Below are 25,211 nucleotides of genomic sequence, written 5' to 3' on the forward strand. Positions count from 1 at the left end.
GCGCAATAACATACGAAATAGAGTGCGCAATAACATACGAAATAGAGTGCGCAATAAAGTGCGCAATAACGTGCGAAATAACGTGCGTAATCGCCCTGCATAATCTCGTGCGTAATTTTTAGACTCGACTCAGTTGTATGGTTAGAGTATGAAATTAGCACCTATAGTTAATCCAGATGCACGAAAGTCTACACCAAAGCCACTGCGCGTAGATTTGCGTAAGGTTTTTTCGATAGGTACAATAGCTTGGCTTATTGCAACAGTAGTTACGGTTATTATTGCGTTTTTGCATATTACTACTTGGTTTCCCGCGCTAGTTTGCGCAAGCGGCATGATTATTGGCGTTCTGCTTTTAATTTGGGAGCACTTTGACCGCTGGGATTATCGCCGGCTCGGAAAATAACTTATATTTACGAAACTTAATTATTTACGGAACTTAATTATTCGCAATCGGCACAGCAAAACTAACTGTAGCCCCCTGGCCCGGTCTGCTCCACAATGTAATACTTCCATGATGCGTAAGTGCCACATGCTTAGCAATTGCAAGACCCAAGCCAACACCATCCTGACTTTTATTATTCTGATTGTGCGCGCGATAAAAACGCTCAAAAATGCGCGACTGATCTTCTAAATCAATACCAACACCCCTGTCAACCACGCGAATTACAGCGTAACGACCGTCCGAAGAAGGCGCGGCAGATATTGAAACAGTAGCGTTTTGAGGCGAATACGTAATAGCGTTTTCAATCAACTTACGAATCGCAGCTTTAATCTGATCGCCGTCACCGCGCACGCGCAAAGAAGAATCAGCTTTTATCTTAAGCAAAACACCGCAATTTTGAGCAAAAGAGTCAGTCTGATTTTTAACCGACTCAAGCAAATCTGCAACCGACAACAATTTAGACGCATTTACGTCAATAGGATTTTGCGCACGAACAAGCCACAATAAATCTTCAAGCATATGCTCAAGTTTTGTGGAAGATTTATTTGCGATTTTCGCTATTTCCTTAACTTTTTGCGTAGAAACGTTAGCTTCCTGCAAAACTTTAGTAAGCTGAGTTAAGCTTCGCGTGGAATTTATTAGCTGATCAGAAACGTTTGCAATAAAGTCGTCTCGAGTTTGCGCAAAACGGTGAGCCGCACTCGTGTCCTCAATAATCAACACAACCATACCGCCACCAACGCTACCTGCCGTAATATTCAGCCAGTTTGGGCGCGAAATCGTAGTCGATTCTTCGGAATCATCCGCAATTTTATAACGCTCTGGAGTTGAAGTCACCAAAGAAAGACGCTCAAATCCCCCGGAATTGCGAACGGAATTAACAGCTTGAAGAAGGCGCGGCTGACACAGCGAATCGTCAATAACAACGCCCAGCAAATAAGCTTCGGAGCTTGCGCGAATTACGTCATTTTCGGAGTCGATTACAACAGTCGGCATGTCGAGCATTGCCAAAACTTGAGACGCATCCGAACTTAGGTCGTCTAAATCGGAAAGATTTTCGGATTCGCGGCCTGAGTTGAGATCTGAATCGTAAGAATTGTAAGAATCGTAAGCATGATTAGAAGTTAAGCCGCGTGAAATATTAACTCTTTTAAACGCGCGCAGCAAAAAACGCCACAACGGCGAAAACCAATCCGACGCAAAAACGCATAACGCAAGCACAACGCAAAGCGAGAGCACGCCAAACGCAATAAATACTACGGCTGAAGAATCAGGCATACTATTATAATCTCATATTTTGCTCACTTTGGTAACTCTGCAAATAAAAAGCGACATAAACTACACACAACTGAGCAGTTTCGGTCGCTTCGTTACTAGCGTCGTCTATAATTAGAAAGGATGCGCACATAAAGCTTATTGCAACAATGAAAGGATGCACCATGCGAGTGATTTTCAACGAAGAAATGAAGGCCGTATCTGCAAACCTCGATCGCATGGCGGAACTTGTGTCGAAAGCTATGAACGACGCGGGAAACGCACTTGTGGACGCGGATTTGGAATCTGCGCAAACTGTTATTGACAAAGACGCAGATTTGGATGCTTTGGAAGCCAGCACTATTGATCAGTGCTTAACTCTTCTCGCGCGCCAAAACCCGGTTGCAACGGACTTGCGCGAAGTTGTTGCCACTATGCGTTTGGCGGCAACTTTCGAACGTATGGGCGATTTAACTAGTCATATTGCGCAAATAACTAGGCGAACTTGGCCAGAGTCCGCTATTGTGCAAGAAGCGCGCGAAACAATTGTTGCGATGATTGACTTCCTGCACGAGCTTTCAGGACGATTAACTACCATGGTTGCTAATCGCGACGTAAAAATAGCAGAAACCATTATTGCTGGAGATGACGCGCTAGATAAGCTGCATGAGGAGATTTTTGCGCTTGTTGAAGGTGAAAATTGGCACGGAACGCGCAGGCAGCTGATTGACATTGTGCTGTTGAGCCGCTTTATTGAGCGCATTGGCGACCACAGCGTTGCTGTTGCAAGGCAGATTGTGTTTATTGTTTCGGGATTTGATCCAACAAAGAAGCCTGAGCCAGATAAAGACACTGTGATTGCGTAACGCTGTGATTGCGTAGCCCTTGTGATTGCGTAACGCTGATATTTTAGAGCGCTGAGTGACATATATTAAGCAGCGTATAAGCAGCGTATAAGCAACACATAAACAGTGCATATTTGTTATGCAAGATTAATATTTATACAATGCTATACCACTATATTTAGTAGTGCACCCAATCCCCCACATCTAAAAACTAAATTATTATTCATTCAATACTCATTAGGGGGGGGGTATAAGAATTCTTGAAATATCGCAGATGCGTTCAATCGCAAATAAAAAGAAACGGGTGAATTTGCAATACGCAACAAATTCACCCGATAGAGAAATTAGAAAGAAGATATTTATAAGTATACGATGCTAGTTAATATTACGCAAGTACTTTTATAATATTTTCTTAAATTTTCTTTTTAATTTTTCGCTAAGTATTAGCTAAGCCTTCTTAAGCCTTCTTAAGCTCGACTTAAGCTCGACTTAAGCTCACTTCTGACCCTGAGCAGCCACAGCGGCAGCGCCGGCAGCAGCAGCTTCTGGATCCAAATACTCACCGCGAGGCTTGATTGGCTTGAAGTTCTCATCCAATTCGTAAAGCAGCGGAATAGCGGTAGGAATATTCACCTTGGAAATCTCTTCCTCGCTCAAACCGTCAAGCATCTTTACGATTGCGCGCAAGCTGTTGCCATGAGCTGCAATCATCACGGTCTTGCCAGACTTAAGCTCTGGAATAATATCGGACTCCCAGTAAGGAGTTACGCGAGTCACAACATTTGCCAAAGCTTCAGTTTCTGGAACTGGATCGCCTGCGTAACGAGGATCGTTAGTCTGAGAATACTCATCGTTTGGATCAATCTCAGGAGGTGGAGTTGCGTAAGAACGACGCCAAATCATGAACTTCTCATCGCCATATTCCTGACGAATCTCAGACTTGTTCTTACCTTGCAAAGCGCCATAGTGACGCTCGTTCAAACGCCAGCTGCGACGAACTGGAATCCACAAGCGGTCGGCTGCATCAAGCGCGTAATTCGCGGTGTTGATAGCACGACGAAGCAAAGAAGTGAACACGATGTCTGGAAGAACGTTCTTCTCCTTAAGAAGCTCGCCACCATGCTTAGCTTCCTCAACACCCTGCTCAGTCAGCGGTACATCAACCCAACCAGTGAACTGATTGGTCTTATTCCATGCGCTCTGACCATGTCGGAGCAATACTAATTTGTATGTCATAATTGCCTAGTTTATTCACGCCTTACGACGACAGTCACACAGCGCTCCAAACACGAGATAAGTTGCGCACGTTTGGAGCAAATAACCACACCAAACCCTCCAAAAGCGAGACAATGCTCTCACGTTTGGAGTGCTGCGCAACAAACTCATCGCATACAAAAAGCCGCTGAACACTAAATAGCATTCAACGGCTTTATCTAATAAAAATTATCAACTAGCGAAGAGGCTTTACGAGTGGGAACGTAATCGTCTCGCGAATAGTTGCGCCCGTAAGAGCAATCAGTAAGCGATCAATACCCATGCCCATACCGCCGGCAGGAGGCATGCCAACGCCGAGAGCCTCAATGAAGTCCTCGTCAATATCCATTGCCTCAACATCGCCAGCCAAAGCATCCTTAGCCTGAGCCACAAAGCGCTCGCGCTGCACAACTGGATCGTTAAGCTCGGAATAGCCGGTTGCAAGCTCAAAGCCGCGCACGTACAAATCCCACTTCTCAACCATTCCAGGCTTCGTGCGGTGACCCTTAACAAGCGGGCTGGTCTCCACTGGGAAGTCGCGCACAAACGTTGGCTCGTAAAGCTTATCCTCGTAGAAGTGCTCCCACAAGTGCTCAACCAACTTGCCGTGATTCTCCACGTCGTCGCGCTCAACGCCAAGCTTGTCTGCAATCGCACCCAAATGCTCAACGGAAGTTTCCGGCGTAATCTCCTCACCCAAAGCCTCGCTAAGCGAGCCGTACATTGTAATCTGCTTCCACTCGCCGCCAAAATCGTACTCTTCGCCATTAAGCAAAGTCACCTTGGTAGAGCCGAAAGCGTCGATAGCAGCCTTCTGAATCAGTTCCTTAGTAAGAGCGCCAATCGTATCGTAAGTGCCGTAAGCTTGGTAAGCCTCGAGCATTGTAAACTCTGGAGCGTGAGTTGCGTCCACGCCTTCGTTTCTAAAGTCACGGTTGATTTCAAAAACGCGGTCAATGCCACCAACCAAGCAGCGCTTCAAGAAAAGCTCCGGAGCGATGCGCAAATAAAGATCAATGTCAAAAGCGTTCATGTGAGTTGTGAACGGACGAGCAGCAGCACCGCCGTGAACCGTTTGCAACATTGGGGTTTCAACTTCCAAGAAGTCGTGACTGTCGAAAGTGCGACGAAGAGAAGCCACAGCGCGAGAACGCCTGCGAACCATATCGCGAATCTTCTCGTCCGCAATCATGCCAATATAAGGCTTGCGCGTACGAGTATCGTCGCTTAATTCCTTGTGCAAAGCTGGAAGCGGCTGCAAAGCCTTAGCTGCAATCGCCCACTCGGTTGCAAAAACGGAAAGCTCACCGGTCTTGGAAGAAATCACGCGACCACGCACGTACAAATGGTCTCCCAAATCAACCATCTGCTTGAAGCTTTTAATGGATTCTTCGCCAATTTCCTTCTTGGAAACCATGGCCTGAATCGTAGTGCCGTCGCCAGCAGAAAGCTTAACGAAGCACAATCCACCAGCATTACGCAAGAAAAGCACGCGTCCTGCAATACCAACCTCGGTATCGGTTTCTTCGCCGGCTTCAAGCTTGCCGTCAAACTGCTTACGAACCTGCTCGATAGTATCCGTAACGTTAAGATGCACCGGGTAAGGCTGCACGCCTTCCTTAAGAAGCATCGCGCGCTTAGCAACGCGCATCTGTACCTGCTCCGGGTGCGCAAGCGGACCAAACTCTTTATTGCTTGGGTCGATTGCTTCGTCCAGAGTTGCGCCTTCGTTTACACGCTTGGCGATTGCCTCGTCTTGAGCGAGTAACATTTCGGCATGTTCAACAGTGTCGATTTCGTTGGTAGTAGCTGTTGCTTCGTTTTCTGCAGCATTTTGAGCGGCAGACATTGCAGTATTGGTGTCAGTCATAAACGCTAATTGTAGCCAGTAGGTAATACAGATGTAAGGGTTTTGAGTACGTTTTATTGCGCTATTAGCTTGATTCGGGCGACCATTTTTGCAGAAAACGTTAGTTTTTGTAGAAATATTTATATTTTTCTGTTTTCGAAAGAAAAAAGCTTTTTTAATAAAAATTTTTATTATTTTATTAAGATATACGAAATTATTTACGAAAAGTGAGGTAATTTTGCAAATATTGCGGAGTGCTCGCTGCGTGCGCAGGGTGATTTCAGTCGCAAAATGGTACAAGCGAATTTTCTATAAAAATTTTTATAAGACTTTTTAAAATTTTCGAAAATTTGAGAGAGATGCTTGGAAGCGACACACATTGCTGATTTGTAGAAAGTTTACGCTAGTATAACCAAGTTGTCGAAGTGTTACGAAACGTGCGAAAGTGCGTGGCGCAAGTAATCGCAAGCACTGTTTCTTGATAAGCACAATCGACATCGGGCTGTAGCGCAGTTTGGTAGCGCGCTTCGTTCGGGACGAAGAGGCCGCGGGTTCAAATCCCGCCAGCCCGACTTTTGATTTTTTGCACTAGCGCGCTCTAAGCGCGCTGCTCATCTGCTACTCTTCAACAATCTGCTTCTCGTCGCGCTTTTTCCTCATCTTATATCCCAAAACGAAGCCGATAAGCAGCATAATCAGCCACGAAATAATTAATCCAGCAATTAAGCCACCATTCCACAACCAGGAATAGTTACCACTTTTACAAGGCGTAGCTTTATTTTCTGATTTTCTTGTCGATTTATTGGATTTGTGCGAATTTGCGTCCGACGGTGAAGTTGGGCACACGCATTTGCAAGTTTCACCGTTGCCATTTAACTGCTTTTGCGCGCCGAAATTGGCGTTATTAGTGAGATTATTGCGATTACGATTGGCTACCCCACGACGAAGCGCGTTATTTTCTACATCAGCACCCTGATTTGATTGAAGAGGATTTTGCGGCGCGTTTTGAGGCGCGTTATCAGGCTCGTTATCAAGCGGATTAAATGGATTTGAATCCGGGTTAATATTCAAATCTGGCTTCGGCGTTACGTCTGGCAAAACACCATGATCGTCTGGATTCGGCGTTGGAGTCGGGGCTGGCGAAGGCGTCGGAGAAGGTCCAGGTTGCGGCTGAGGCTGAGGCTCCGGCGTTGGCGGCGTTGGCGGCGTTGGCGGAACAGGTGGCTTTGGCTTTGGCTTGTGCTTCACATCAGCCGTAAAAGTGACGTCTTTCCACGCAACTAACTCATGATTTGAAATTTTCGAATCAGGAACACCACTACCATTGTTAATAGTTACTTCTTTTGCACCTTCACTATCACTAACTAAGTAGTAGACTCCAGTTCCTGTATGGTTTCTATCAATTACTTCTTTAATGTAATTACCTAACTTACTCTCATCAACATTCCAAGTAACAGTATCGTCAGAAACGATTCCAAGAGACTTTCTTATAGTATCCAAATTCATAACTGGTTTAGAACGAGAAGTATCCGCCTCTTTAAGAAGATTTTTCAATGCATCGACAGAACTCTTTTTCGAATTGCGAATAAGTTTAGCAATGTAAGTTAGACCCGAGTTTTCTGCATAAGCTGAAAGCATTTCCCTAGCGTTTTCCAGCTTATCTGCAGCAGTTAAACTCGTATCATTACTTGGAGAATACTCATATTTGCAATTAGTAAATTTTGTATTACTTAAATTATGTTTAGCATCTTTACCCTGTAGCACATCAGCAACACAAGTTAGAGAAGTATTATCTGTCTTATTCTCAAACTTAACCTCAATATAATCGCGCACTATACGCATATAGTTAGTTCTTGTTTTATGATTTAATTCAATATTTTCGCCTGGATTTTGAGCAGATTTTCCAGTCGACTTACGCCATACACCACTAGCCCTACGAGGGAAAAAATTGCCTACATAAGTAAGATCACGCAAAGTATTATTCAAAACTACACCAAGATACCCAGGTTCATTTTCACTAGGCAAACTATAATAGTCAGGATTTTTAGGAACTTTTGCAGTAGGAATAAACCATTTACTTAAATCTAGCGATTTTAAAGCTGTCATATAAAAAGCACAATACATGTCGTTTATATTGTTAGTGTTCCATTCCTCAATTCCTGGTATAGAGGAAAGTTTATGACAATTAAAGAACATCTCCTCAATGGTTTTTAATTTACCTTCTGTAGATGGGAATATATCTACTTCTTCTAGAGAGCTACACTCCCTAAACATACCTATTGTGTCTTCAATACCTGCATTCTTCCATCCAGATAAATCTATTTTTTTGAGCTTTTTGCAATATTCAAACATGGAATGCACATTCTTTACATTCGTCATATCCCAGTTCTTAATACCATCTAAAGTTCTAAGATTCTCACATTTAGAAAACATTGAGTATGCATTAACACGTTCAAGTTTATTACTGAACTTTATATGCTCTAAACCAATTATTTTCTGAACGCTTCCAAACCCATAAAACATTTGCATTGCGGCAGATAATGTCATATCTTCATCAATAACAATAATTTTTATTTGATTAATTAAAGTAGCTTTGCCATCATAACCATAATAAATTGAATTTACATCAGAAGAACCATTGCCTATCAAAAGTTTTCCATTTACATCATTTTTTGAATCCTTAGGCTTCAAATGCAAAACTTGGAAATTATTTGTCAAAGCGTATTCAAGATTACGACCTTTCAACTCACCCCAACTATCAGCATTTTCAATTTTTATATCGTCTGCATCTATGCCATAGGAATTATCACCAGCCGAACGCTCAGTAGAAGAATGCGCCGAAGCCCTACCCGAATCTGCACCCGCCGAACGAGCATCACTTTTTGAAGCTTTGGTAGCAGACGCGCCGGAAATCGCGGAAGAAGTGCGCGATGTGCCAATCATACCGACTGCGCTTGTGATTGTTGGCAACGTCATTGTTACTGACGCAATCACAGACGCGCAGATGGCCACAATTTTATAAATCCCGCTTTTATTCCTCACGCTCTTCTTGCTCATTTATCTTCCTGTTCAATCAGCGAAAATGCATACTCCTAATACCTATGCTAGCCAGTAAAAAAAAACGGAAGAGAAGCGCAAAAATAAGTTAGCGCGCGCAAAGTTTTTGTCGCTTCTCGAGAAGATTACGGCAGTTTCTTTACGTGGCTGTAAAGTTAAAGTCGATTGATTGAACGAGCGCAATAGCAAGGGGGCTTTGATGCAGAACGCTGCGCAGTTTTATAGCGAGCTTGACGAAATGTTCGCGAATCACGCTGGCGCGGACGCGATTGAATCGTACCTTTTACGAAAACTTGCCGAAGCGAAGGCAGCAGCCGAAACATCCGCGGCAAACGAAGAAGCCAATTCCCTGCAGCTTTCCATTCTCAACGAAATCATGGGATTTTACCGTTCGCGCGGAGAGCACGCAAAAAATCAGCCGATAATAAATCGCGCTTTAAATCTGGCCGATTCCATGCACCTAGCTGGCACCGAAGCCGGCACAACCACTCTAATTAACGCCGCCACAAGCCTTCGCGCGGCAGGCAGCTACGAGCGCGCAGCAGAAATATATTCTCAAGCTATTAAAGAATCATCGAAAACACTAAAACCAAACGATAGAAAACTCGCTGCCCTTCACAACAATCTTTCAATGCTTTATAGCGAAACAGGCAACACGAGCGAAGCAATTGAGGAGCTTAATCAGGCGCTTGAGATTTTGCAAAATACGAGCACGGATCCTGATCACGACATAGATATTGCCGCCACGCACACGAATATTGCGCTTGCTATGTTGCAGAGGTGCTCACATCCCAACACCAGCACAAACAGAAAATCCGCAACTCTTGAATCCGCTTTTAATCACGCTTCGACCAGCGTTCGCATGTACGTCGCTGGAAATAACGAAGATCAACCGCACTACGCTTCTGCTTTGGCAGGTTTTGCGCAAGTTCAGTGCGCGCGCGGCGAGTACGCTCAGGCGGCGGAAAGTTACAGTAAAGCGCTTGATTTGATTGCGAAATGTTACGGAAAAGATAGCGAATCTTACGCGATTACAGCGGAAAATTTGCAGCATACACGCAAGTTAGCAGAAAAAGTTACGGCGAGTGGCGCGGCGAATGCGATTCAATACGATTCGGAAAAGTCGCAAGCAACCGATGAGCAACAGCCAGAGTCAAATAAAACCATAAAATCAATCAAAACTGTAAAAACAGAAAATAATCCAAAAATAAAAACCGGCATGCAATTAGCGCAATCATACTGGCAAACTTACGGAAAGCCGTTACTCGATCAGCCAAAATTCGCGAAATACAAGAACCGCATAGCTGCAGGATTAGTTGGTCACGGTTCGGAATGTTACGGTTTTGACGACGAGATTTCGCGCGACCACGATTTTGGTCCCGGCTTCTGCTTGTGGCTCACCGACGAAGATTACGCGGAAATTGGCGAGGATTTGCAAGACGCTTACGACGCACTTCCACAAGAATACGCCGGTTTTGGCTCTCGCAACGAAACGCCGCGCGCCAAGTCATGCGAAAGTAGCAAGCGCGTCGGAGTGTTCAGCATAAGCGAATTTTTCGAAAATCTAACCGGCTTCCCCACTGCCCCAGCCACAAACGAGCCGCACTTATGGCTATCGTTAAGCGAGTCAACTCTTGCCGCAGCGACGAACGGCAAAATTTTCGCGGATCCTCTTGGCGAGTTCTCAAAAACGCGCCAAAGTTTCAAACTCATGCCGGACGACGTGCGAATCTCACTAATCTCCAGAAGACTTGGCATGATTTCGCAAGCCGGCCAATACAATTTCCCACGCATGATTGCGCGCAAAGACGCATCCGCCGCGTGGCTTTCTATAAACGAATTCGTGCGCGCAACCGCTTCCCTCGTTTTTCTGCTCAACAATCCCGTAACCGCAGGCTACTTGCCTTACTACAAGTGGCAGTTTGAGGCATTGCGAAAGCTAAGCAATCGCATGGCTTCCAGGCTTCCGGAAGTGTGCGGCAAACTTGAGTCAGTAATGCGACTTTCTTCCGCTGCTTGCTTTGGTGGCGACGGCTCCGGCGGCGACGGTTTTGGCGAAGGCGGCAAAGGCGCGGGAATTGCTCAAAAGCAAGTTACGCAAATAATTGACAGTATTTGCGAGGATATTGTGCGCGAGTTGCAATACGAGGGCTTAAGCGATTGCGGCGAAACTTTTTTGGAATGGCAGCGGCCGTACGTTGAAGCGCATATTAATTCGCGCGCTGCGTGCTTAAGGAGCTTATGATGTGCGATTTATTAGCAAATACGGAAACGCAAAATTTGGAAGCGCAAAATTTGGAAGCGCAAAATCCAGAAGCGCAAAATCAAAAATCAGAAAAGCTTGCGGAAGAAATCACTAAACTCGAGTGGAATCAGTTCCAGCTTACGCAAAACGAAGGCGGACGCGCGAATTGCCAGGGAAACTGGCCAACTTTTCGCATTATGCGCATGAGTCAGTTTTTGGCGTGGCCGTTGGATTTGCAGGAGTCTTATAAGCAGGATCTTGAGCGCGCGAATAGCGATGGCCGCAATTTGATTACGGAAAAGTATGCGCGAATGATGGAGTCTACTGCGCCGGAAATTTTTGAGCGCACGATCAAGCCTTATATTAAGCCGATTTTAGAGCCTAGAAAAAGTTCGCAGGAGCAGATTATTTTAACGCAAGTTGAGTGGGCTGCGGATTTTCGCGAGCGCTACCCGCATTTAGGTCTTGCGATGCGCGTGCTTAAAACTAGCGAAGATACAGCAGAAAATACGTCTTTTGAAACGTATTTGCGAGGCGAATTAAGCACGTATTCTGACGCAACTTTCGCAAAATACCAGCGTTTTGTGAATAACTTGCGCGCGGAAAATCTAAATCTTACGCAAATAATAATCGCGAATACTGTGCGCATGTATGGATACGATTCGCTCGAAGCGGCCGAGCGCGCGCAATAAAGCGCTTGAGCGCTGCACGAGTGTCTCATTACGCTGTTTTTGAGACACTAACGCAGATTGCCTACTGCACGAGTGTCTCATTACGCTGGTTTTCAGACACTAACGCAGATTAGTTACTGCACCAGTGCCCGAAAATAGGCAAGCAGAGACACTCGCGCAGATTAGAATGCCGATTAAGGATGCTGATTAAGAATAGAGCAGCGACGCTGCAGAAGCGGCGCGAGAGTCACCTTCGAGAAAAAGCGTGGAAGCAGCGGAAAGACCAGTTTGTTGCAAAAACGCGCGGTAAAGCATTACGTCGGGTTTGCGCAAATGCGATTCGTAAGATGCACAAACGCCGTTAAGCTCGCCAAGTATTGGGCAAGTTTTGCGCGCTAAGTTTAGCCAATCGCAAGAAGCATTACCCAACGCCCACACGCGCACGCCGTTCGCAATCAACTCGCGCGCCTGGCCGCAAGCATCCGCGCGCTCGCCTGCAAAACCGCGCTCGAAACGCTCAAAATACAAGCGATACAGCCACGTAACCGCAGGCCCGTGATGCTCGCTAAACGATTCAAGCGCGCGCTCAATACTCCACCCAGCCTCGCGCAAAGACTCGTGAAACTCAAATCCCCATTCAGGCTCGAAACTAAAAAGCACTTCCCCAATAAAATCCGGGTAATCCGCGGCCAGAGTGCGGCGCGCATCCCAATCCACCAGCAGATTCAAATCGAAAACAACGTCGGAAATTTCGCGCGAAGCATACTTGCGAATACTATTTTCGCGCATATTATTTATATCGCGAATATCACAAATTCCGCTTGCACTAACTGCTTTTATTTCAGCGCCCATAATTCCCACTTGTTTAGTACGTTGCTATCAAAACAAAACGGCAAGTTAACCAAATACTCACGCGGTTGGCGGAATACCAGCGCCCCCAACTACCCCAGAACCATACATTCCAGCAGCAAAGTTCGCCTGCAAACTGTTGAGATTGTAGCCAAGCGCCTCAAGCTGCGCGCGACCGTCTTCATTAATGTTTTCAACGCTCCAGCGCGGCTTCCACGTCCAATCAATGCGAAACTCTTCCACCAAACCTGCGAGCGCATTCGCACACTCGTCCTCAATCAAATCAGTAAGCGGGCAAGCCGGAGTTGTAAGCGTCATTGTAAGAATCGCGCGACCCAGCTCGTCAATTTCAATGCCATAAACTAGGCCTAAATCAACAACATCAATGCCCAATTCCGGATCGACAACATCGTGAAGCGCTTCCTTAATATCTTCTTCGGTAACCCTGCCAATATCGTTCGCGCTTAAAGGTGTCGACGCCGCCACCTCAACAGCCGATTTATTTTCTTCCATAATATTCCTTGCTTTGCTTGTACCAAATTTCGATTTTACAAGCTGCCAAGAATTTGCGGATTCAAGTTTTGTGAAGCTTTTGCGATGCTGTCTTTTAAGCCTTCCCACGCCAAAAGCGCGCACTTAATTCGCATTGGGTATCGCGATACACCTTGCAAAACCATTGCGTCTTCCAGCGCATCTTCCTCATCTTCGTTTTTAAGACCTTCGCCGCGAGATTCCATAAGTTTGTGGAAAAGCGCGTCTAATCGCAAGGCTTCGTCAACCGATTTTCCTTCGACCAAATCAACCATCATCGAAAGGCTTGCTTGCGAAATTGAGCAGCCGTGACCATCCCACTTAACGCTTGAAATTACTGGGGTTTCGTTATTATTTGCGATATTTGAAAGCTCCACGCGCATTGTTACTTCGTCGCCGCAAGTTGGGTTGAATTGGTGCGATTGACCCAAAGCAGAGTTTTCTGCAAAGATTGCCACAGCGCAACTTTCGTGAGTATTATTTAGGGTGATTTCGGCAGATTCTGTATTTTCTGCAGATTCTTGAGATTCTTCCTGCAGTTCCGCTTTTGCGAGCGCATCCGTGCTTTCAAAATGAGTTTTGCCATGCGGATTTCGCGCAGCATCCAAAATCACTTCTTGATACATGCTTTCCAAGCCGTCACCAGACGTATCCCCAAAACCTGCACCAAAACCAGCGCCCGCACCAAAACCCATATCAAACATACGCTCTCCTTACCTACTTCCTAACTCGCTAACTATCCAACTCGCTTGCTAACAATATTTAATCACTTATTTTTTAATAAACGATTCATCATTAGAAAACTCAACAACTTTTTTCAATAACATATCAACTTCATCAAGTTTATGCTTTATATTTTCAAATTCAATTATTTCAAATATTATTTTTAAACAATCGTAGTAATAGCCGCAAGAAAATAAGTATTTAATAGTGTCGTATATGTGATACAATTATAAGAGGTCTTTTGTAAAGGCTTCCAAGTGCCGGGGACGTTTTCCCCGGCTTTTGTTTTACTTACTTATCAGTGTAGTTGGGTTATAAGTCAAAAAGTTGGGGAAAGCATGAGAGAACTTAGCATATTCATAGACGAATCAGGCAGCGATAATTTATCAGACTATTATTACATACTAACTATCGTACTTCATGACCAATCAAATAATTTAGATTATTCAATAAAACTTTACGAAAACTCACTCGAACAAAGACTACTTCCTAATATACCCTTTCATGCTTCACCTCTTATGAACAAAAAAGATAATTATAAATGTTTAGATATGTCTACAAGAAAAAAATTATTGCAATCATTTAGAATATTCTTCAGGCACGTTGAAATTCATTACCATACTTTTGTATACACAAACAGAAAATACGAATCAACAAGTCAATTGTCTGCAGCAATGCGCAAAGATTTAATTAATTTTTTATTCGACAATATGGAATATATGCAACAATATGAAAAAATAAAAATATACTATGACAATGGTCAGCAATCAATAGTTAATGCAATACACAAAGCAATGGAATATAGTTTGTCAAAAAATGCGACCATATACAGATACGCAAAACAATCACAGTATCGTCTAGCACAAATAGCAGATTACATTTGCATGGTAGAACTTACAAAACTCAAATACGAAAATAAACACATAACAAAGACAGATGAAAAATTTTTTGGTTCGTGGTCTGACTTTAAAAAAGGCATATTAAAAGAAACAAGGCATAAAGCTATTGAATAAAACAATGCATACTGACTCGCCAATTTGCTTGACTAACTCGCTAACTCTCCAACTAGCTTGCTAACAACATTATGCACCAAAGTAGGCGCGAACGTGGGAAACGGCTTCAACAAGCGCGCGAGCTTCGTCAATCGTGTTGTAAACGCCAACGGAAGCGCGGTTTGAAGCGTACACGCCAAAATGACGGTGAATCGGCTGAGCGCAATGATGCCCGACGCGAATCGCAATACCCTGCGCGTCCAAAAACTGGCCAACATCATGCGGATGCACGCCCTCAACTTCAAAAGCAACTGTGCCAATCCGATTCTCTAAATCAGTCGGACCCAAAATGCGAACGCCCGGAACATCCTGCAATTTTAGCAATTCTGCAGCAATTTCCTGCTCGTGCTCTGCTACTCGGCTCATGCCAATTTCACGCAACCAATCCGCAGCAACTCCGGCCGCAACCATTTGCGCAACAGGCTGAGTTCCAGCCTCAAAACGGTAAGGCGCATCCATGTATTGCGCAGGCTTGTTAAGCCACGCAAGCTCCACCATTGAGCCGCCGAAATTGGCAGGCGGAAGCGCATCCAAAAGCTCACGGCGACCATACAGGAATCCAACTCCCGTAGGGCCGTACATTTTATGCGCACTAAAGGCTGCAAAATCAACGTTTAACGCGTGGAAATCAACCGGAATATGCGGCACTGACTGGCATGCGTCGAGCACAAAAATCGCGCCGACTTCGTGAGCGCGCTTGCAAATCGACGAAACATCCGTAATAGCGCCAGTAACGTTGCTAATATGCGTAACTGCAACGATTTTCGTGCGCTCGTCAATAATCGTGCGCAAATAATCTGCATCAGTACGCACGCGGCCGTCTTCTGTTACATCAATCCAGCGAAGCTCCGCTCCAGTTCGAAGAGCAAGCTCTTGGAATGGCAGCAAAACAGAGTGATGATCCGCGCGAGATACGACTATTACGTCACCTTTGTGCAGGACGAAATTGCGATGGAAGTCGGTTGAGGTTGCGGTTGAGTTTGCAGTTGCGTTTGCACTTACATTAGCTTTTGCACTAGCGTTACCAATAGCAGTTGCGAGAAGATTAAGTGCGCCTGTAGCTCCAGGAGTAACAACAATTTCCTCGCTGCCAGCATCCGCGCACGCTCCAACAAGACGCGCAACTTTCGCACGCGCTTGTTCAAACGCAACCGTGGAACGCGCCGCCAACTCGTGCGCTCCCCTGTGAACTCCTGCGTTAATTGTTTCGTAAAACTCTTTTTCGGTGTCGATTACAAGCTGCGGCTTTTGTGAAGTTGCTGCAGAATCCAAGTAAATCAAGGGTTTTCCGCGCACAGTATCGTAAAGCGAAGTGCCGTGAACTGTGCGTCGCAAAATCGGAAATTGTTCGCGCAAATCGCTAAATTCTCGCATAATATTTTCTTCAGTCATATTAAACCGCTATTTTTACGCTTTTACGTAATTTTTTACGAATACATAAACAGATTAAGCTATCACCTAAGCTGCGCTTACGCCAGTGCCGACTCGGTTGCGCCTTCCGGCAAATACTTGTCGTAGCCTTCTTCTTCCAGCTCGTCTGCAAGCTCCGGTCCAGCAGTCTTTACAAAGTGACCTTGCGCAAAAACGTGCACAATATCCGGCTTAATATACTTGAGGATTCGCGTGTAATGCGTAACCATCATAATGCCCAAACCGGTGTTTTCTTTGGCGCGATTCACGCCTTCCGACACGATTCGAAGCGCGTCAACGTCCAAACCGGAATCAGTTTCGTCTAAAATTGCAAACTTTGGTTTCAAAAGCTCTAGTTGCAAAACTTCCGCGCGCTTCTTTTCGCCGCCGGAGAATCCTTCGTTTACTGAACGAGACGCAAATTTTGGATCCATTCGAAGCTTTTTCATAGCCTCGCTAAGTTCTTTCACCCAGCTTCTCAAAGATGGAGCTTTGCCTTCGACCTCAGTTTTTGCAGTGCGAAGGAAGTTCGTCATAGACACGCCCGGTACTTCTACTGGGTATTGCATTGCAAGGAACAGTCCGGCTTTTGCACGCTCGTCAGGAGTCATTTTCAAAATATCTTCGCCGTCGAGAAGCACCTGGCCAGAATCAACCTCGTACTTTGGATGACCTGCCAAAGTGTAGGCAAGAGTAGACTTTCCAGATCCGTTAGGACCCATAATTGCGTGCGTTTCGCCAGAATTAACCGTAAGATTTACGCCTTTTAAGATTTGCTTGCGACCCTCTTTTGTTTCTACAGAAGCGTACAAATCTTTAATTTCCAAAGTTGACATGATTTTCTCCTATTCTTCCGTTCTTGCAAGACGGCGCTCAATCGCCTTCATTAAGTGATCAACAATTTCCGGAACGCCAATTTCTTCAATCAGCTCGTTAAAGAATCCGCGCACAACAAGCTTTCTTGCCTCAATCTCACTAATTCCGCGAGATTGCAAGTAGAAAAGCTCTTCGTCGTCAAATCGTCCGACTGAACTTGCGTGACCGGCACCAATAATATTGCCGTTTTCAATTTCCAAATTCGGCTCAGAATCAGCGATTGCGCCAGGAGTGAGCACTAGATTACGGTTCAACTCGTACGAATCTGTGCCAGGAGCTTCCGGCTTAATAAGCGCGTTTCCAACCCAAGTTGAATGCGCGCCTTTTCCTTCCAAAGCGCCCTTGTATACGACTCTGGACTTGCATTCCGGATGATTATGCACAACCATAGTGCGGTGCTCCACATGCTCTCCTGGATCCACAAAATACATGCCGAGCATGTTCAAATCACCCTGCTCGCCGCCAAAATCCTGATCCATGCGAATGCGCACAACATCTCCGCCAAGAGTAACCATAGTGTGGCGAAGCGAAGCTCCCTCACCCACGTGAATACGCTGGTTTCCAACGTGTTTGCTGCCTGAATCCCACTCTTGAATAAAGGTAGTAGAAACGTGCGCATGCTTTCCGAGTATGATTTCCACGCCTTCAGCAAGTTTTGCGCAGCCGGTGTGTTCGATAATAATATCTGCGTTTGTGTGAGAATCTGCTTCGATTACTAAGTGCAGTGCGTCAAGTGATTGCACAGCGTTTTCATTTGCGCTATTCGCGAGATTACCCTGAATTTTTAGCACGATTGGCTTTTTGATTTCGCCAGATACGTGAAGTACGTGCGCTTGTTTCGCCGCATTCCATGCGACTGCAGCCGCGCGATCAGACGGCTTCATGTCGGTGTGAGGAGCCTCGTTTTGCGGCTTTACTTGCAAATTTACAGAACCGTCGCTTCCAACGTAAGAATCATCCAAAGCGGCTCCGCCAACGCCTTCAAGCGTTACTTGGATACTATTAGAAGGCTCGAAACGCTCGAAAAATTCGGAAATTCGTTCAACTGGAGTGTATCGCCAATCTTCCTGCTTACGCGTTGGAATCGCAAAATCTTCCACGTTAAAAGAGCGCACAGATTTGTCTGCACTAGAAGGCATTGCTGCAGGAACCGCGTAAGGATCATTAGGATCTGCTACAGGAATAGTAATTTCTTTTTCCGTCATTTTATTGCCTAAATTCTCTTTTAAATCTTCGCTCATCAGCCCACGGATCCTTCCATTTGCAACTCAACTAAGCGATTAAGCTCAAGCGCGTACTCCATCGGCAGCTCGCGGCTAATTGGCTCTACGAAGCCGCGCACAATCATGCCCATAGCCTCTTTTTCTTCAAGACCGCGGCTCATCAAGTAGAAAAGCTGATCCTCAGAAACCTTGGAAACAGTGGCCTCGTGAGCCATAGAAACGTCGTCTTCGCGCACGTCAACATGCGGATAAGTATCAGACCTGGAAAAATCGTCAACAAGCAAAGCATCGCACACAACAGACGAACTAGAACCCTTTGCGCCTTTAATGATCTTCACAAGACCGCGGTAAGCTGAACGCCCGCCGCCGCGCGAAATCGACTTAGCAACAATCGTAGAACTCGTGTGCGGAGCCAAATGAATCATTTTCGCACCAGTATCCTGGTACTGTCCGCGGCCAGCAAAGCTCAAAGACATAGTCTCCGCTTTTGCGTACGGCTCAGCAAGAATGCAAGCAGGATACTTCATAGTTGCCTTGGAGCCAATATTTCCATCAACCCACTCCATTGTGCCGCCTTCGCGCACATAAGCTCGCTGAGTTACCAAGTTGTACACGTTATTCGACCAGTTTTGCACGGTTGTGTAGCGCACGCGCGCATGCTTCTCTACAACAATTTCAACATTTGCAGCGTGGAGCGAATCCGTGGAATAAATTGGAGCTGTGCAACCTTCAACATAATGCACGTACGAGCCTTCATCAGCAATAATCAGCGTGCGCTCAAACTGACCCATGTTCGGCGTGTTAATGCGGAAGTAAGCCTGAAGCGGAATATCCACGTGCACGCCTTTTGGAACGTAAACGAACGAACCACCACTCCAAGCCGCAGTGTTAAGAGCCGCAAACTTATTGTCGTCAACCGGAATCACAGTTGCAAAATACTTTTTTACAAGCTCTGGATACTTTTGCACTGCCGTATCCGTATCAACAAAAATTACGCCTTGAGATGCTAAATCCTCACGAATCGAATTGTAAATAACTTCCGACTCGTACTGTGCTGCAACACCCGAAACTAAGCGCTTTTTCTCCGCTTCTGGAATGCCAAGCCTATCGTAAGTTTTGCGAATATCTTCTGGCAAATCATCCCAAGTTTTCGCTTGATCGTGTACTGGGCGAACGTAATACTTAAAATCGTCTGCGTCAAAACCGCTTAAATCCACGCCCCAATCTGGCATCGGCTTTTGCAAAAACGCACGGTAGCCTTGCAAACGAAGGTTTAGCATCCATTCTGGCTCATGTTTATCGGCAGAAATTGCGCGAACAACCGACTCGTCAATGCCCTTTTTCGCGGCCTCGCCTGCAGCGTCCGAATCATGCCAGCCGTAATTGTATTCGCCAAATTCGGCAACGATTTGCTCGTCTTGGCGAATTTTATCTTCGTTTACGCGAGCGCGATCTGCCACGTACTGGCTCATTTCAACGTCTGCAGCTTTATTTTTTGCTGGATTATTAGCATCATTTGCTGCAACGCTTGTATGACTAATATTGCTAGTATCGCTCATACGCTTATAGCACCTCCATGCATAACGCATTGCTACGCTCTTACCTTAGAGCGCAATCGCAAAAGCTATTCCCCAACGTTACTTTTGCATTCTGTCTAGTCTATTTCTTACCTATTCAAGGTTACCGCGTAATGCGATTTCTTGGTATAGCTGTGTTACGAACAAAACGTAATGTTTATCACAATCTAATAAAACAAAAAGCGGCAAAACTTAAGAATCCTAAGTTTTACCGCCTGTTTTTACTTGGCTTAAGACTACTTATCTGCCTTGCTATTTTGTGCAGACGACTGATGCTCAAGAGCAGCCGCAACTAATCCAGCAAACAAAGGATGAGGCTTAGTTGGGCGAGACTTAAACTCTGGGTGAGCCTGAGTTGCCACATAGAATGGGTGAACATCTTTTGGAAGCTCCACAAACTCAGTCAAATTACCGTCTGGGCTTTGGCCACTAATACGCAAACCAGCTTCACGCAGGCGATCCTTATACGCAACGTTCACCTCGTAACGGTGGCGGTGACGCTCGGTAACATGCGTAGAGCCGTAAAGCTCAGCAACAATAGAGCCTTCTTCAAGAGTGGCAGGGTAAGAGCCGAGTCGCATTGTGTGACCCATATCTCCCTTACCATCCACAATATCCTTCTGCTCTTCCATAGTTGCAATTACTGGATCTCCACAATCCTTCTCGAACTCTGTGGAATTTGCATCCTCAAGACCTAGAACGTGACGAGCGTACTCAATAACCATAGATTGCAAGCCAAGGCAAAGGCCAAGCGTTGGCAAACCGTGCTCGCGAGCGTAACGGAGCGCGCCAATCTTACCTTCAATACCGCGAATGCCGAAACCGCCTGGAATAACCATTCCGTCCATTTGGTCAAGAGCTGCAGCAGCACCCTCTTGAGTTTCGCACTTGTCGGCAGCAACCCAGCGCACGTTTACCTTAGCCCAGTTTGCAAAACCGCCAGCCTTAATAGCCTCCGTAACAGAAAGGTACGCGTCTGGCAAATCAATATACTTTCCGACGATTGCAATGTTTAGCTCATGCTTTGGATGATGCACGCGCTCAAGCAAATCTTCCCACTCGTTCCAATCAACATCGTGGAATGGAAGCTCAAGCTCACGAACAACGTAAGCGTCCAAGCCTTCGTTGAACAAAATCTTCGGAACATCGTAAATGCTTGGAGCATCCACGCAGTTTACAACGCCTTCAGCGTCAACGTCGCACATAAGCGAAATCTTGTCTTTAATAGCCTGATTAAGCGGACGATCCGAACGCAAAACAAGCGCGTCTGGAGAAATACCAAGCTGGCGAAGCATCATTACAGAATGCTGAGTTGGCTTAGTTTTCAACTCGTGCGCGGCCGCAATATAAGGAACCAAAGAAACGTGCACAAACATGCAGTTTTCTGGACCTAAATCGCGGCGAACTTCGCGAGCAGCTTCCAAGAATGGCTGAGATTCAATATCTCCAACAGTACCACCGATTTCCGTAATAATAACGTCTACATCGTCGGAAGCCTGCGCGCGCATACGCGACTTAATTTCACCAGTAATATGCGGAATAACCTGCACGCACTGACCCAAATATTCACCAGCGCGCTCCTTACGAAGCACAGACTGATAAATCTGACCCGTAGTAACATTCGCTTTTTGACTTAAGAAAACATCAAGGAATCGCTCGTAATGACCAATATCAAGATCTGTTTCTGCGCCATCTTCCGTAACATAGACTTCACCATGCTGGAATGGGTTCATTGTACCCGGGTCAACATTGATATAAGGATCGAGTTTTTGTTGCAAAACGTGAAGGCCGCGGCTTCGCAAAAGTCGTCCTAAAGACGATGCAGTAAGACCTTTTCCGAGGGACGAAACAACGCCACCAGTGACAAAAATATGCTTTGTAATATGCTCCTGAGAGTTACCATGTTTTCTTCTAACCATGGAACTCCATAGTATCTTCGAGCCTCGACTCGGGTGTTGTATTAAAAGCGACTTAAAAAGTTATATTAAGTGCGCAACAGCCTCGAGCGCAAGCTTGTAACCGTACAATCCCATGCCAGTAATAGTGCCGGTTGCAACAGGACTAATCACGCTTATTTTGCGGAAAGAATCGCGTGCGGAAGGATTAGAAATATGCACTTCCATTAGCGGCACTCCAGCGTCCAAAACCATGTGAGCCGCATCCGCCAGCGCATAACTGTAGTGCGTAAAAGCAGCAGGATTCATAACAACAGGAGTATGCGTGTCGGCAGCTTCGTGCATCCAATGAACCATTTGCGCTTCATCATCACTTTGTCGCACTTCTACTTTTAGACCAAGCTCCACTCCCCACTTTTCGCAAAGCGAGCGCAAAGTTTCAAAATCTTGGCTGCCATAAACGTCTGGCTGACGCACGCCGAGACGGCCTAAGTTCGGGCCGTTTACAACAAGAACTTTTTTCGGTTGCTGATTTTCCATTATTGCCTCGCAAAGTTAATTATTTTTTATACACGCGCTCAAAAGCTTCTTTAACTGCTTCAATAGGCGGATTGTCTAAATGAATAGGATTAGAAATACCATCCAAAATTACGAAACGTAGCATGTTGCCGCGCGCTTTTTTGTCACGATGCATAAGATTAAGCACGCGCTCAAACGCAGCGTCAGAATCTTCTCTACTCTGCCACGAAGTTGGTAATCCAAGCGAATCTAAAAGCGAACGATGGTAGGAAACGTCTCCAGCATCCAAATATCCTAAAATTTGCGCAAGCTCGGCCGCAAAAACCATGCCAACAGAAACAGCGTTTCCGTGACGCCAACGGAAGTGTTCAATCTGCTCAATCGCATGGCCTAAAGTATGCCCGTAGTTCAAAAACTCGCGCAAACCCTGCTCTTTTAAATCACTCGAAACGTGATACGCTTTTACTCTAACAGTGCGTTCAATAAGATTCACAATAAGCTCGTGAAGTTCGCTATTATTTTCAATTTGATTCCCATTAAATTCGCGCAAAAGCTTAGCATTATTCAAGTCGCTAAGAATCTTCAAAATTTCGCCGTCTAGAATAAAACCAGATTTTGCAACCTCACCCAGGCCTTCAATAAGAATATCGTTTGGAAGAGTTGAAAGCGTAGAAGTATCTGCCAAAACGCCAGCTGGAGTGTAAAAACTTCCAACCAGATTCTTGCCAGCATCCGTATTGATACCAGTTTTTCCGCCTGTTGAAGCGTCAACCATTGCAAGAAGCGAAGTTGGGCAGTTTACGTAACGAATTCCGCGCATCCAAGTTGCAGCAACAAAGCCGGCAACATCCGTAGCAGCGCCGCCTCCTAAGCCAACAATCGCGTCGGAACGCGTAAAACCAGCTTCACCTAAGCGCGCCCAAATTCCGCTCGCAACTTGAATAGTTTTTCCAGCTTCAGCATCCGGCACAAGTATGTCTAAAACTTCATAGCCTGCTTGGCGCAAAATTGCGCGAGCTCTGTCACTGTGGCGCTGAACCGGCTGCGTGTGAACTAACGCCACTTTAACCGGCTTAGTTCCAAGCATTTGCGGCAAAAGTTGCATGGCTCCGTCGCCAATTCGCACATCGTACGGCTCAATTGCTTCGCCTGTAACATGCACTATGCGTTGCATAATCATGCTCCTTAACTTTTCTGCAGCCATATACGGATTTGAACCTTTTGTTGGAATGTGAATATTTGATACTGCCCTAAAAATTGGGTCTCGCTGCTCAAATAATTCCATCCAACGCTTTTTAGCGTCTTGGCCGATTAGCATAGGACGATTATTGCTCCAACCTGCGCGCTCAATAGCATCGTCTGCGCTGGTTTGCAAATACACTACGCGACCGCCAAGATTCACGTATTCTTTTAGCACTTCCTGCGTTTCTTTGCGAACAGGAGCGCCGCCACCAAGAGAAACAATGCCGGAATCAGCCTGATTTTCTAAAATTACGTTTCTAACTATTCTGGCTTCTATATCTCGGAAAGATTCCTGACCAAACTGCTCAAAATATTGAGTAATTGGCATATTAATTTCGCGCTCAATCATGTCGTCTGTATCGCAAAAAGGCAGATTCATAAGATGCGCAACTTCGCGACCAACGCGCGTTTTTCCGGCGGCAGGCATGCCGATTATAACAGCTAGCGGAATTTTAGTATTGCTCATTTCATATTCTCCGGCCAAGAAGCTAGGTAAGACTCTACATTCCGGCGCGTTTCTTGCAAAGAATCTCCACCAAACTTTTCCAAAGCATACTTTGCCAAAGTAAGTCTTACCATTGCTTCTGCAACTACGGAAGCCGCTGGAACAGCAGTAAAATCGGAGCGCTGATTAATAGCTTGAGCAGCTTCGCCAGTAAGCACATCTACTGTGCGCAAAGCGCGCGGAATAGAAGGAATCGGCTTCATTGCGGCACGCACGCGGATAATTTCGCCGTTTGACATACCACCTTCAATGCCGCCAGCGCGATTAGTTAGTCGGGTGATTTTGCCATTTTCGTCTGCTACGATTTCGTCATGCGCGGCCGAGCCTGGACGATTTGCTTCTTCAAAACCGTCTCCAATTTCCACGCCTTTAATAGCCTGGATTCCCATAAGCGCAGCCGCTAAAGCTGCGTCCAATCGGCGATCTGACTCCACGTATGTTCCAACTCCAGCAGGCATGCCGTAAGCAAGCACTTCTACTACTCCGCCTAAAGTATCTGCATTTGCTTTTGCTTCGTCGATGCGAGCCATCATTTTAGCTTCGGCGTCTTTATCTAGAGTGCGAACTGGAGAAGCATCCAAAGCCGCAACATCGTCAGGTGTTGGTAAAGCTAAACTTTTGTTAGCGTAAACGCCACCGATTCCAACAACGTGCGCAACAGTGCGCACACCCAACGCCTGCTGCAAAAACGCATCAGCAATAGCACCCAAAGCAACGCGCGAAGCTGTTTCCCTAGCGCTAGAGCGCTCCAAAACTTCGCGAGCATCATTAAAACCGTATTTGCGCATGCCAGTTAAATCCGCATGCCCAGGGCGCGGCCTAGAAAGTGGCGCGTTTCGACCAACTTTCTCAATCTCATGATCCAAAGGATCTGCGCTCATTACTTCCGCCCACTTTGGCCACTCTGTATTCGCGATTTCTACAGCAATTGGAGAGCCAAGCGTTACTCCGTGGCGAACGCCGGTTAAAAGACGCACTTTGTCTTGCTCGAACTTCATGCGAGCGCCACGGCCGTATCCAAGACGACGGCGCGCAAGAGCCGCAACAACATCGCTACTAGTAATGCGCACGCCAGCAGGCAAACCTTCAATCATGGCAACTAATGCTTCACCATGCGACTCCCCTGCAGTTTGCCATCTAAGCATGCCATTCTCCATTCTCAACTAATTTACGTGTCTAAATACTTACTCTA

At 45.8% G+C, this 25,211-nt stretch carries 20 protein-coding genes and 1 tRNA gene; 6 read left to right on the forward strand and 15 right to left on the reverse strand.

Annotation, left to right across the window (positions count from 1 at the left end; genetic code table 11):
* Positions 1-148: 148 nt before the first annotated feature.
* On the forward strand, positions 149-403 hold the full coding sequence (locus ACJV7B_RS05615) for a DUF2530 domain-containing protein (protein WP_004128796.1): 255 nt from the start codon (positions 149-151) through the stop codon (positions 401-403).
* Between the two features lie 33 nt (positions 404-436).
* On the opposite strand, the gene ACJV7B_RS05620 is transcribed toward ACJV7B_RS05615, so the two are convergent.
* Positions 437-1,720: a sensor histidine kinase gene (locus tag ACJV7B_RS05620; RefSeq protein WP_419389164.1), complete on the reverse strand. Its 1,284-nt coding sequence runs from the start codon at positions 1,718-1,720 to the stop codon at positions 437-439.
* A gap of 161 nt (positions 1,721-1,881) precedes the next feature.
* On the opposite strand from ACJV7B_RS05620, the gene phoU reads away from it, so the two are divergent.
* The gene (gene phoU / locus ACJV7B_RS05625) at positions 1,882-2,562 is read left to right on the forward strand and encodes a phosphate signaling complex protein PhoU (RefSeq protein ID WP_419389165.1); all 681 of its coding nucleotides are present in this window, start codon (positions 1,882-1,884) and stop codon (positions 2,560-2,562) included.
* A gap of 474 nt (positions 2,563-3,036) precedes the next feature.
* Here the strand turns inward: phoU and ACJV7B_RS05630 are convergent, their stop codons facing one another.
* Positions 3,037-3,777 (reverse strand): phosphoglyceromutase, encoded by a 741-nt coding sequence (locus ACJV7B_RS05630; RefSeq protein WP_004128801.1) that lies wholly within the window; start codon positions 3,775-3,777, stop codon positions 3,037-3,039.
* Between the two features lie 214 nt (positions 3,778-3,991).
* Complete coding sequence (lysS, locus tag ACJV7B_RS05635) at positions 3,992-5,665, reverse strand: lysine--tRNA ligase (protein WP_419389166.1); 1,674 nt, start codon at positions 5,663-5,665, stop codon at positions 3,992-3,994.
* Between the two features lie 477 nt (positions 5,666-6,142).
* On the opposite strand from lysS, the gene ACJV7B_RS05640 reads away from it, so the two are divergent.
* Positions 6,143-6,216: transfer RNA gene (locus ACJV7B_RS05640), tRNA-Pro, on the forward strand.
* A 46-nt stretch (positions 6,217-6,262) separates the two neighbouring features.
* Here ACJV7B_RS05640 and ACJV7B_RS05645 read toward each other — a convergent pair.
* Complete coding sequence (locus ACJV7B_RS05645; protein ID WP_419389167.1) at positions 6,263-8,701, reverse strand: BspA family leucine-rich repeat surface protein; 2,439 nt, start codon at positions 8,699-8,701, stop codon at positions 6,263-6,265.
* Positions 8,702-8,900: 199 nt separating this feature from the next.
* Between ACJV7B_RS05645 and ACJV7B_RS05650 the strand changes: the two genes are divergently transcribed.
* Both ACJV7B_RS05650 and ACJV7B_RS05655 read left to right on the forward strand, forming a co-directional pair.
* Positions 8,901-10,946, forward strand: a complete 2,046-nt coding sequence (locus tag ACJV7B_RS05650) for a DUF4037 domain-containing protein (protein ID WP_419389168.1) — start codon at positions 8,901-8,903, stop codon at positions 10,944-10,946.
* Positions 10,943-11,638 carry a DUF4125 family protein gene (locus ACJV7B_RS05655; RefSeq protein WP_419389169.1) on the forward strand — a complete coding sequence of 232 codons (696 nt, stop codon included), beginning with the start codon at positions 10,943-10,945 and terminating at the stop codon, positions 11,636-11,638. Before ACJV7B_RS05650 ends, ACJV7B_RS05655 begins: the two co-directional genes overlap by 4 nt.
* Positions 11,639-11,824: 186 nt before the next feature.
* Here ACJV7B_RS05655 and ACJV7B_RS05660 read toward each other — a convergent pair whose 3' ends face one another.
* From ACJV7B_RS05660 to sufU, 3 genes are read right to left on the reverse strand one after another with little or no spacing between them, the layout of a single operon-like run.
* Positions 11,825-12,469, reverse strand: a complete 645-nt coding sequence (locus ACJV7B_RS05660) for an HAD family hydrolase (RefSeq protein ID WP_419389170.1) — start codon at positions 12,467-12,469, stop codon at positions 11,825-11,827.
* A 57-nt stretch (positions 12,470-12,526) separates the two neighbouring features.
* Positions 12,527-12,979, reverse strand: a complete 453-nt coding sequence (locus ACJV7B_RS05665; protein ID WP_004128816.1) for a metal-sulfur cluster assembly factor — start codon at positions 12,977-12,979, stop codon at positions 12,527-12,529.
* Positions 12,980-13,014: 35 nt separating this feature from the next.
* Positions 13,015-13,701 carry a Fe-S cluster assembly sulfur transfer protein SufU gene (sufU, locus tag ACJV7B_RS05670; RefSeq protein WP_419389171.1) on the reverse strand — a complete coding sequence of 229 codons (687 nt, stop codon included), beginning with the start codon at positions 13,699-13,701 and terminating at the stop codon, positions 13,015-13,017.
* Positions 13,702-14,058: 357 nt separating this feature from the next.
* Between sufU and ACJV7B_RS05675 the strand changes: the two genes are divergently transcribed.
* Positions 14,059-14,733, forward strand: a complete 675-nt coding sequence (locus ACJV7B_RS05675; protein ID WP_004128820.1) for a DUF3800 domain-containing protein — start codon at positions 14,059-14,061, stop codon at positions 14,731-14,733.
* A 69-nt stretch (positions 14,734-14,802) separates the two neighbouring features.
* Here ACJV7B_RS05675 and ACJV7B_RS05680 read toward each other — a convergent pair whose 3' ends face one another.
* The 8 genes from ACJV7B_RS05680 to aroC all read right to left on the reverse strand — a co-directional run bounded on the left by ACJV7B_RS05680 (position 14,803) and on the right by aroC (position 25,164).
* Positions 14,803-16,146 (reverse strand): SufS family cysteine desulfurase, encoded by a 1,344-nt coding sequence (locus ACJV7B_RS05680; RefSeq protein WP_419389190.1) that lies wholly within the window; start codon positions 16,144-16,146, stop codon positions 14,803-14,805.
* A gap of 95 nt (positions 16,147-16,241) precedes the next feature.
* Entirely contained in the window at positions 16,242-17,018 is a 777-nt protein-coding gene (gene sufC, locus ACJV7B_RS05685) for a Fe-S cluster assembly ATPase SufC (protein ID WP_004110671.1), read from the reverse strand.
* Between the two features lie 9 nt (positions 17,019-17,027).
* Positions 17,028-18,299 (reverse strand): Fe-S cluster assembly protein SufD, encoded by a 1,272-nt coding sequence (gene sufD / locus ACJV7B_RS05690; RefSeq protein WP_419389172.1) that lies wholly within the window; start codon positions 18,297-18,299, stop codon positions 17,028-17,030.
* Entirely contained in the window at positions 18,299-19,840 is a 1,542-nt protein-coding gene (gene sufB / locus ACJV7B_RS05695; protein WP_419389173.1) for a Fe-S cluster assembly protein SufB, read from the reverse strand. Before sufB ends, sufD begins: the two co-directional genes overlap by 1 nt.
* A gap of 254 nt (positions 19,841-20,094) precedes the next feature.
* A complete protein-coding gene (locus ACJV7B_RS05700) occupies positions 20,095-21,777 on the reverse strand; it encodes a CTP synthase (RefSeq protein ID WP_004136990.1) in 1,683 nt (560 codons plus the stop codon).
* A 60-nt stretch (positions 21,778-21,837) separates the two neighbouring features.
* Complete coding sequence (aroQ, locus tag ACJV7B_RS05705; protein ID WP_419389174.1) at positions 21,838-22,293, reverse strand: type II 3-dehydroquinate dehydratase; 456 nt, start codon at positions 22,291-22,293, stop codon at positions 21,838-21,840.
* 19 nt (positions 22,294-22,312) lie between these two features.
* The gene (locus tag ACJV7B_RS05710; protein WP_419389175.1) at positions 22,313-23,980 is read right to left on the reverse strand and encodes a bifunctional shikimate kinase/3-dehydroquinate synthase; all 1,668 of its coding nucleotides are present in this window, start codon (positions 23,978-23,980) and stop codon (positions 22,313-22,315) included.
* Positions 23,977-25,164 (reverse strand): chorismate synthase, encoded by a 1,188-nt coding sequence (aroC, locus tag ACJV7B_RS05715; protein WP_410314602.1) that lies wholly within the window; start codon positions 25,162-25,164, stop codon positions 23,977-23,979. Before aroC ends, ACJV7B_RS05710 begins: the two co-directional genes overlap by 4 nt.
* Positions 25,165-25,211: the final 47 nt, after the last annotated feature.

Origin of the sequence: Gardnerella bretellae (assembly GCF_048545135.1) — a bacterium.
Taxonomy (GTDB): domain Bacteria; phylum Actinomycetota; class Actinomycetes; order Actinomycetales; family Bifidobacteriaceae; genus Bifidobacterium; species Bifidobacterium greenwoodii.

Bases quoted from the DNA above. Each gene is read 5' to 3' on its own strand.
- ACJV7B_RS05615 (WP_004128796.1), top strand. From the start codon at position 149: ATGAAATTAGCACCTATAGTTAATCCAGATGCACGAAAGTCTACACCA.
- ACJV7B_RS05620 (WP_419389164.1), bottom strand. From the start codon at position 1,720: ATGCCTGATTCTTCAGCCGTAGTATTTATTGCGTTTGGCGTGCTCTCG.
- phoU (WP_419389165.1), top strand. From the start codon at position 1,882: ATGCGAGTGATTTTCAACGAAGAAATGAAGGCCGTATCTGCAAACCTC.
- ACJV7B_RS05630 (WP_004128801.1), bottom strand. From the start codon at position 3,777: ATGACATACAAATTAGTATTGCTCCGACATGGTCAGAGCGCATGGAAT.
- lysS (WP_419389166.1), bottom strand. From the start codon at position 5,665: ATGACTGACACCAATACTGCAATGTCTGCCGCTCAAAATGCTGCAGAA.
- ACJV7B_RS05645 (WP_419389167.1), bottom strand. From the start codon at position 8,701: ATGAGCAAGAAGAGCGTGAGGAATAAAAGCGGGATTTATAAAATTGTG.
- ACJV7B_RS05650 (WP_419389168.1), top strand. From the start codon at position 8,901: ATGCAGAACGCTGCGCAGTTTTATAGCGAGCTTGACGAAATGTTCGCG.
- ACJV7B_RS05655 (WP_419389169.1), top strand. From the start codon at position 10,943: ATGATGTGCGATTTATTAGCAAATACGGAAACGCAAAATTTGGAAGCG.
- ACJV7B_RS05660 (WP_419389170.1), bottom strand. From the start codon at position 12,469: ATGGGCGCTGAAATAAAAGCAGTTAGTGCAAGCGGAATTTGTGATATT.
- ACJV7B_RS05665 (WP_004128816.1), bottom strand. From the start codon at position 12,979: ATGGAAGAAAATAAATCGGCTGTTGAGGTGGCGGCGTCGACACCTTTA.
- sufU (WP_419389171.1), bottom strand. From the start codon at position 13,701: ATGTTTGATATGGGTTTTGGTGCGGGCGCTGGTTTTGGTGCAGGTTTT.
- ACJV7B_RS05675 (WP_004128820.1), top strand. From the start codon at position 14,059: ATGAGAGAACTTAGCATATTCATAGACGAATCAGGCAGCGATAATTTA.
- ACJV7B_RS05680 (WP_419389190.1), bottom strand. From the start codon at position 16,146: ATGCGAGAATTTAGCGATTTGCGCGAACAATTTCCGATTTTGCGACGC.
- sufC (WP_004110671.1), bottom strand. From the start codon at position 17,018: ATGTCAACTTTGGAAATTAAAGATTTGTACGCTTCTGTAGAAACAAAA.
- sufD (WP_419389172.1), bottom strand. From the start codon at position 18,299: ATGAGCGAAGATTTAAAAGAGAATTTAGGCAATAAAATGACGGAAAAA.
- sufB (WP_419389173.1), bottom strand. From the start codon at position 19,840: ATGAGCGATACTAGCAATATTAGTCATACAAGCGTTGCAGCAAATGAT.
- ACJV7B_RS05700 (WP_004136990.1), bottom strand. From the start codon at position 21,777: ATGGTTAGAAGAAAACATGGTAACTCTCAGGAGCATATTACAAAGCAT.
- aroQ (WP_419389174.1), bottom strand. From the start codon at position 22,293: ATGGAAAATCAGCAACCGAAAAAAGTTCTTGTTGTAAACGGCCCGAAC.
- ACJV7B_RS05710 (WP_419389175.1), bottom strand. From the start codon at position 23,980: ATGAGCAATACTAAAATTCCGCTAGCTGTTATAATCGGCATGCCTGCC.
- aroC (WP_410314602.1), bottom strand. From the start codon at position 25,164: ATGCTTAGATGGCAAACTGCAGGGGAGTCGCATGGTGAAGCATTAGTT.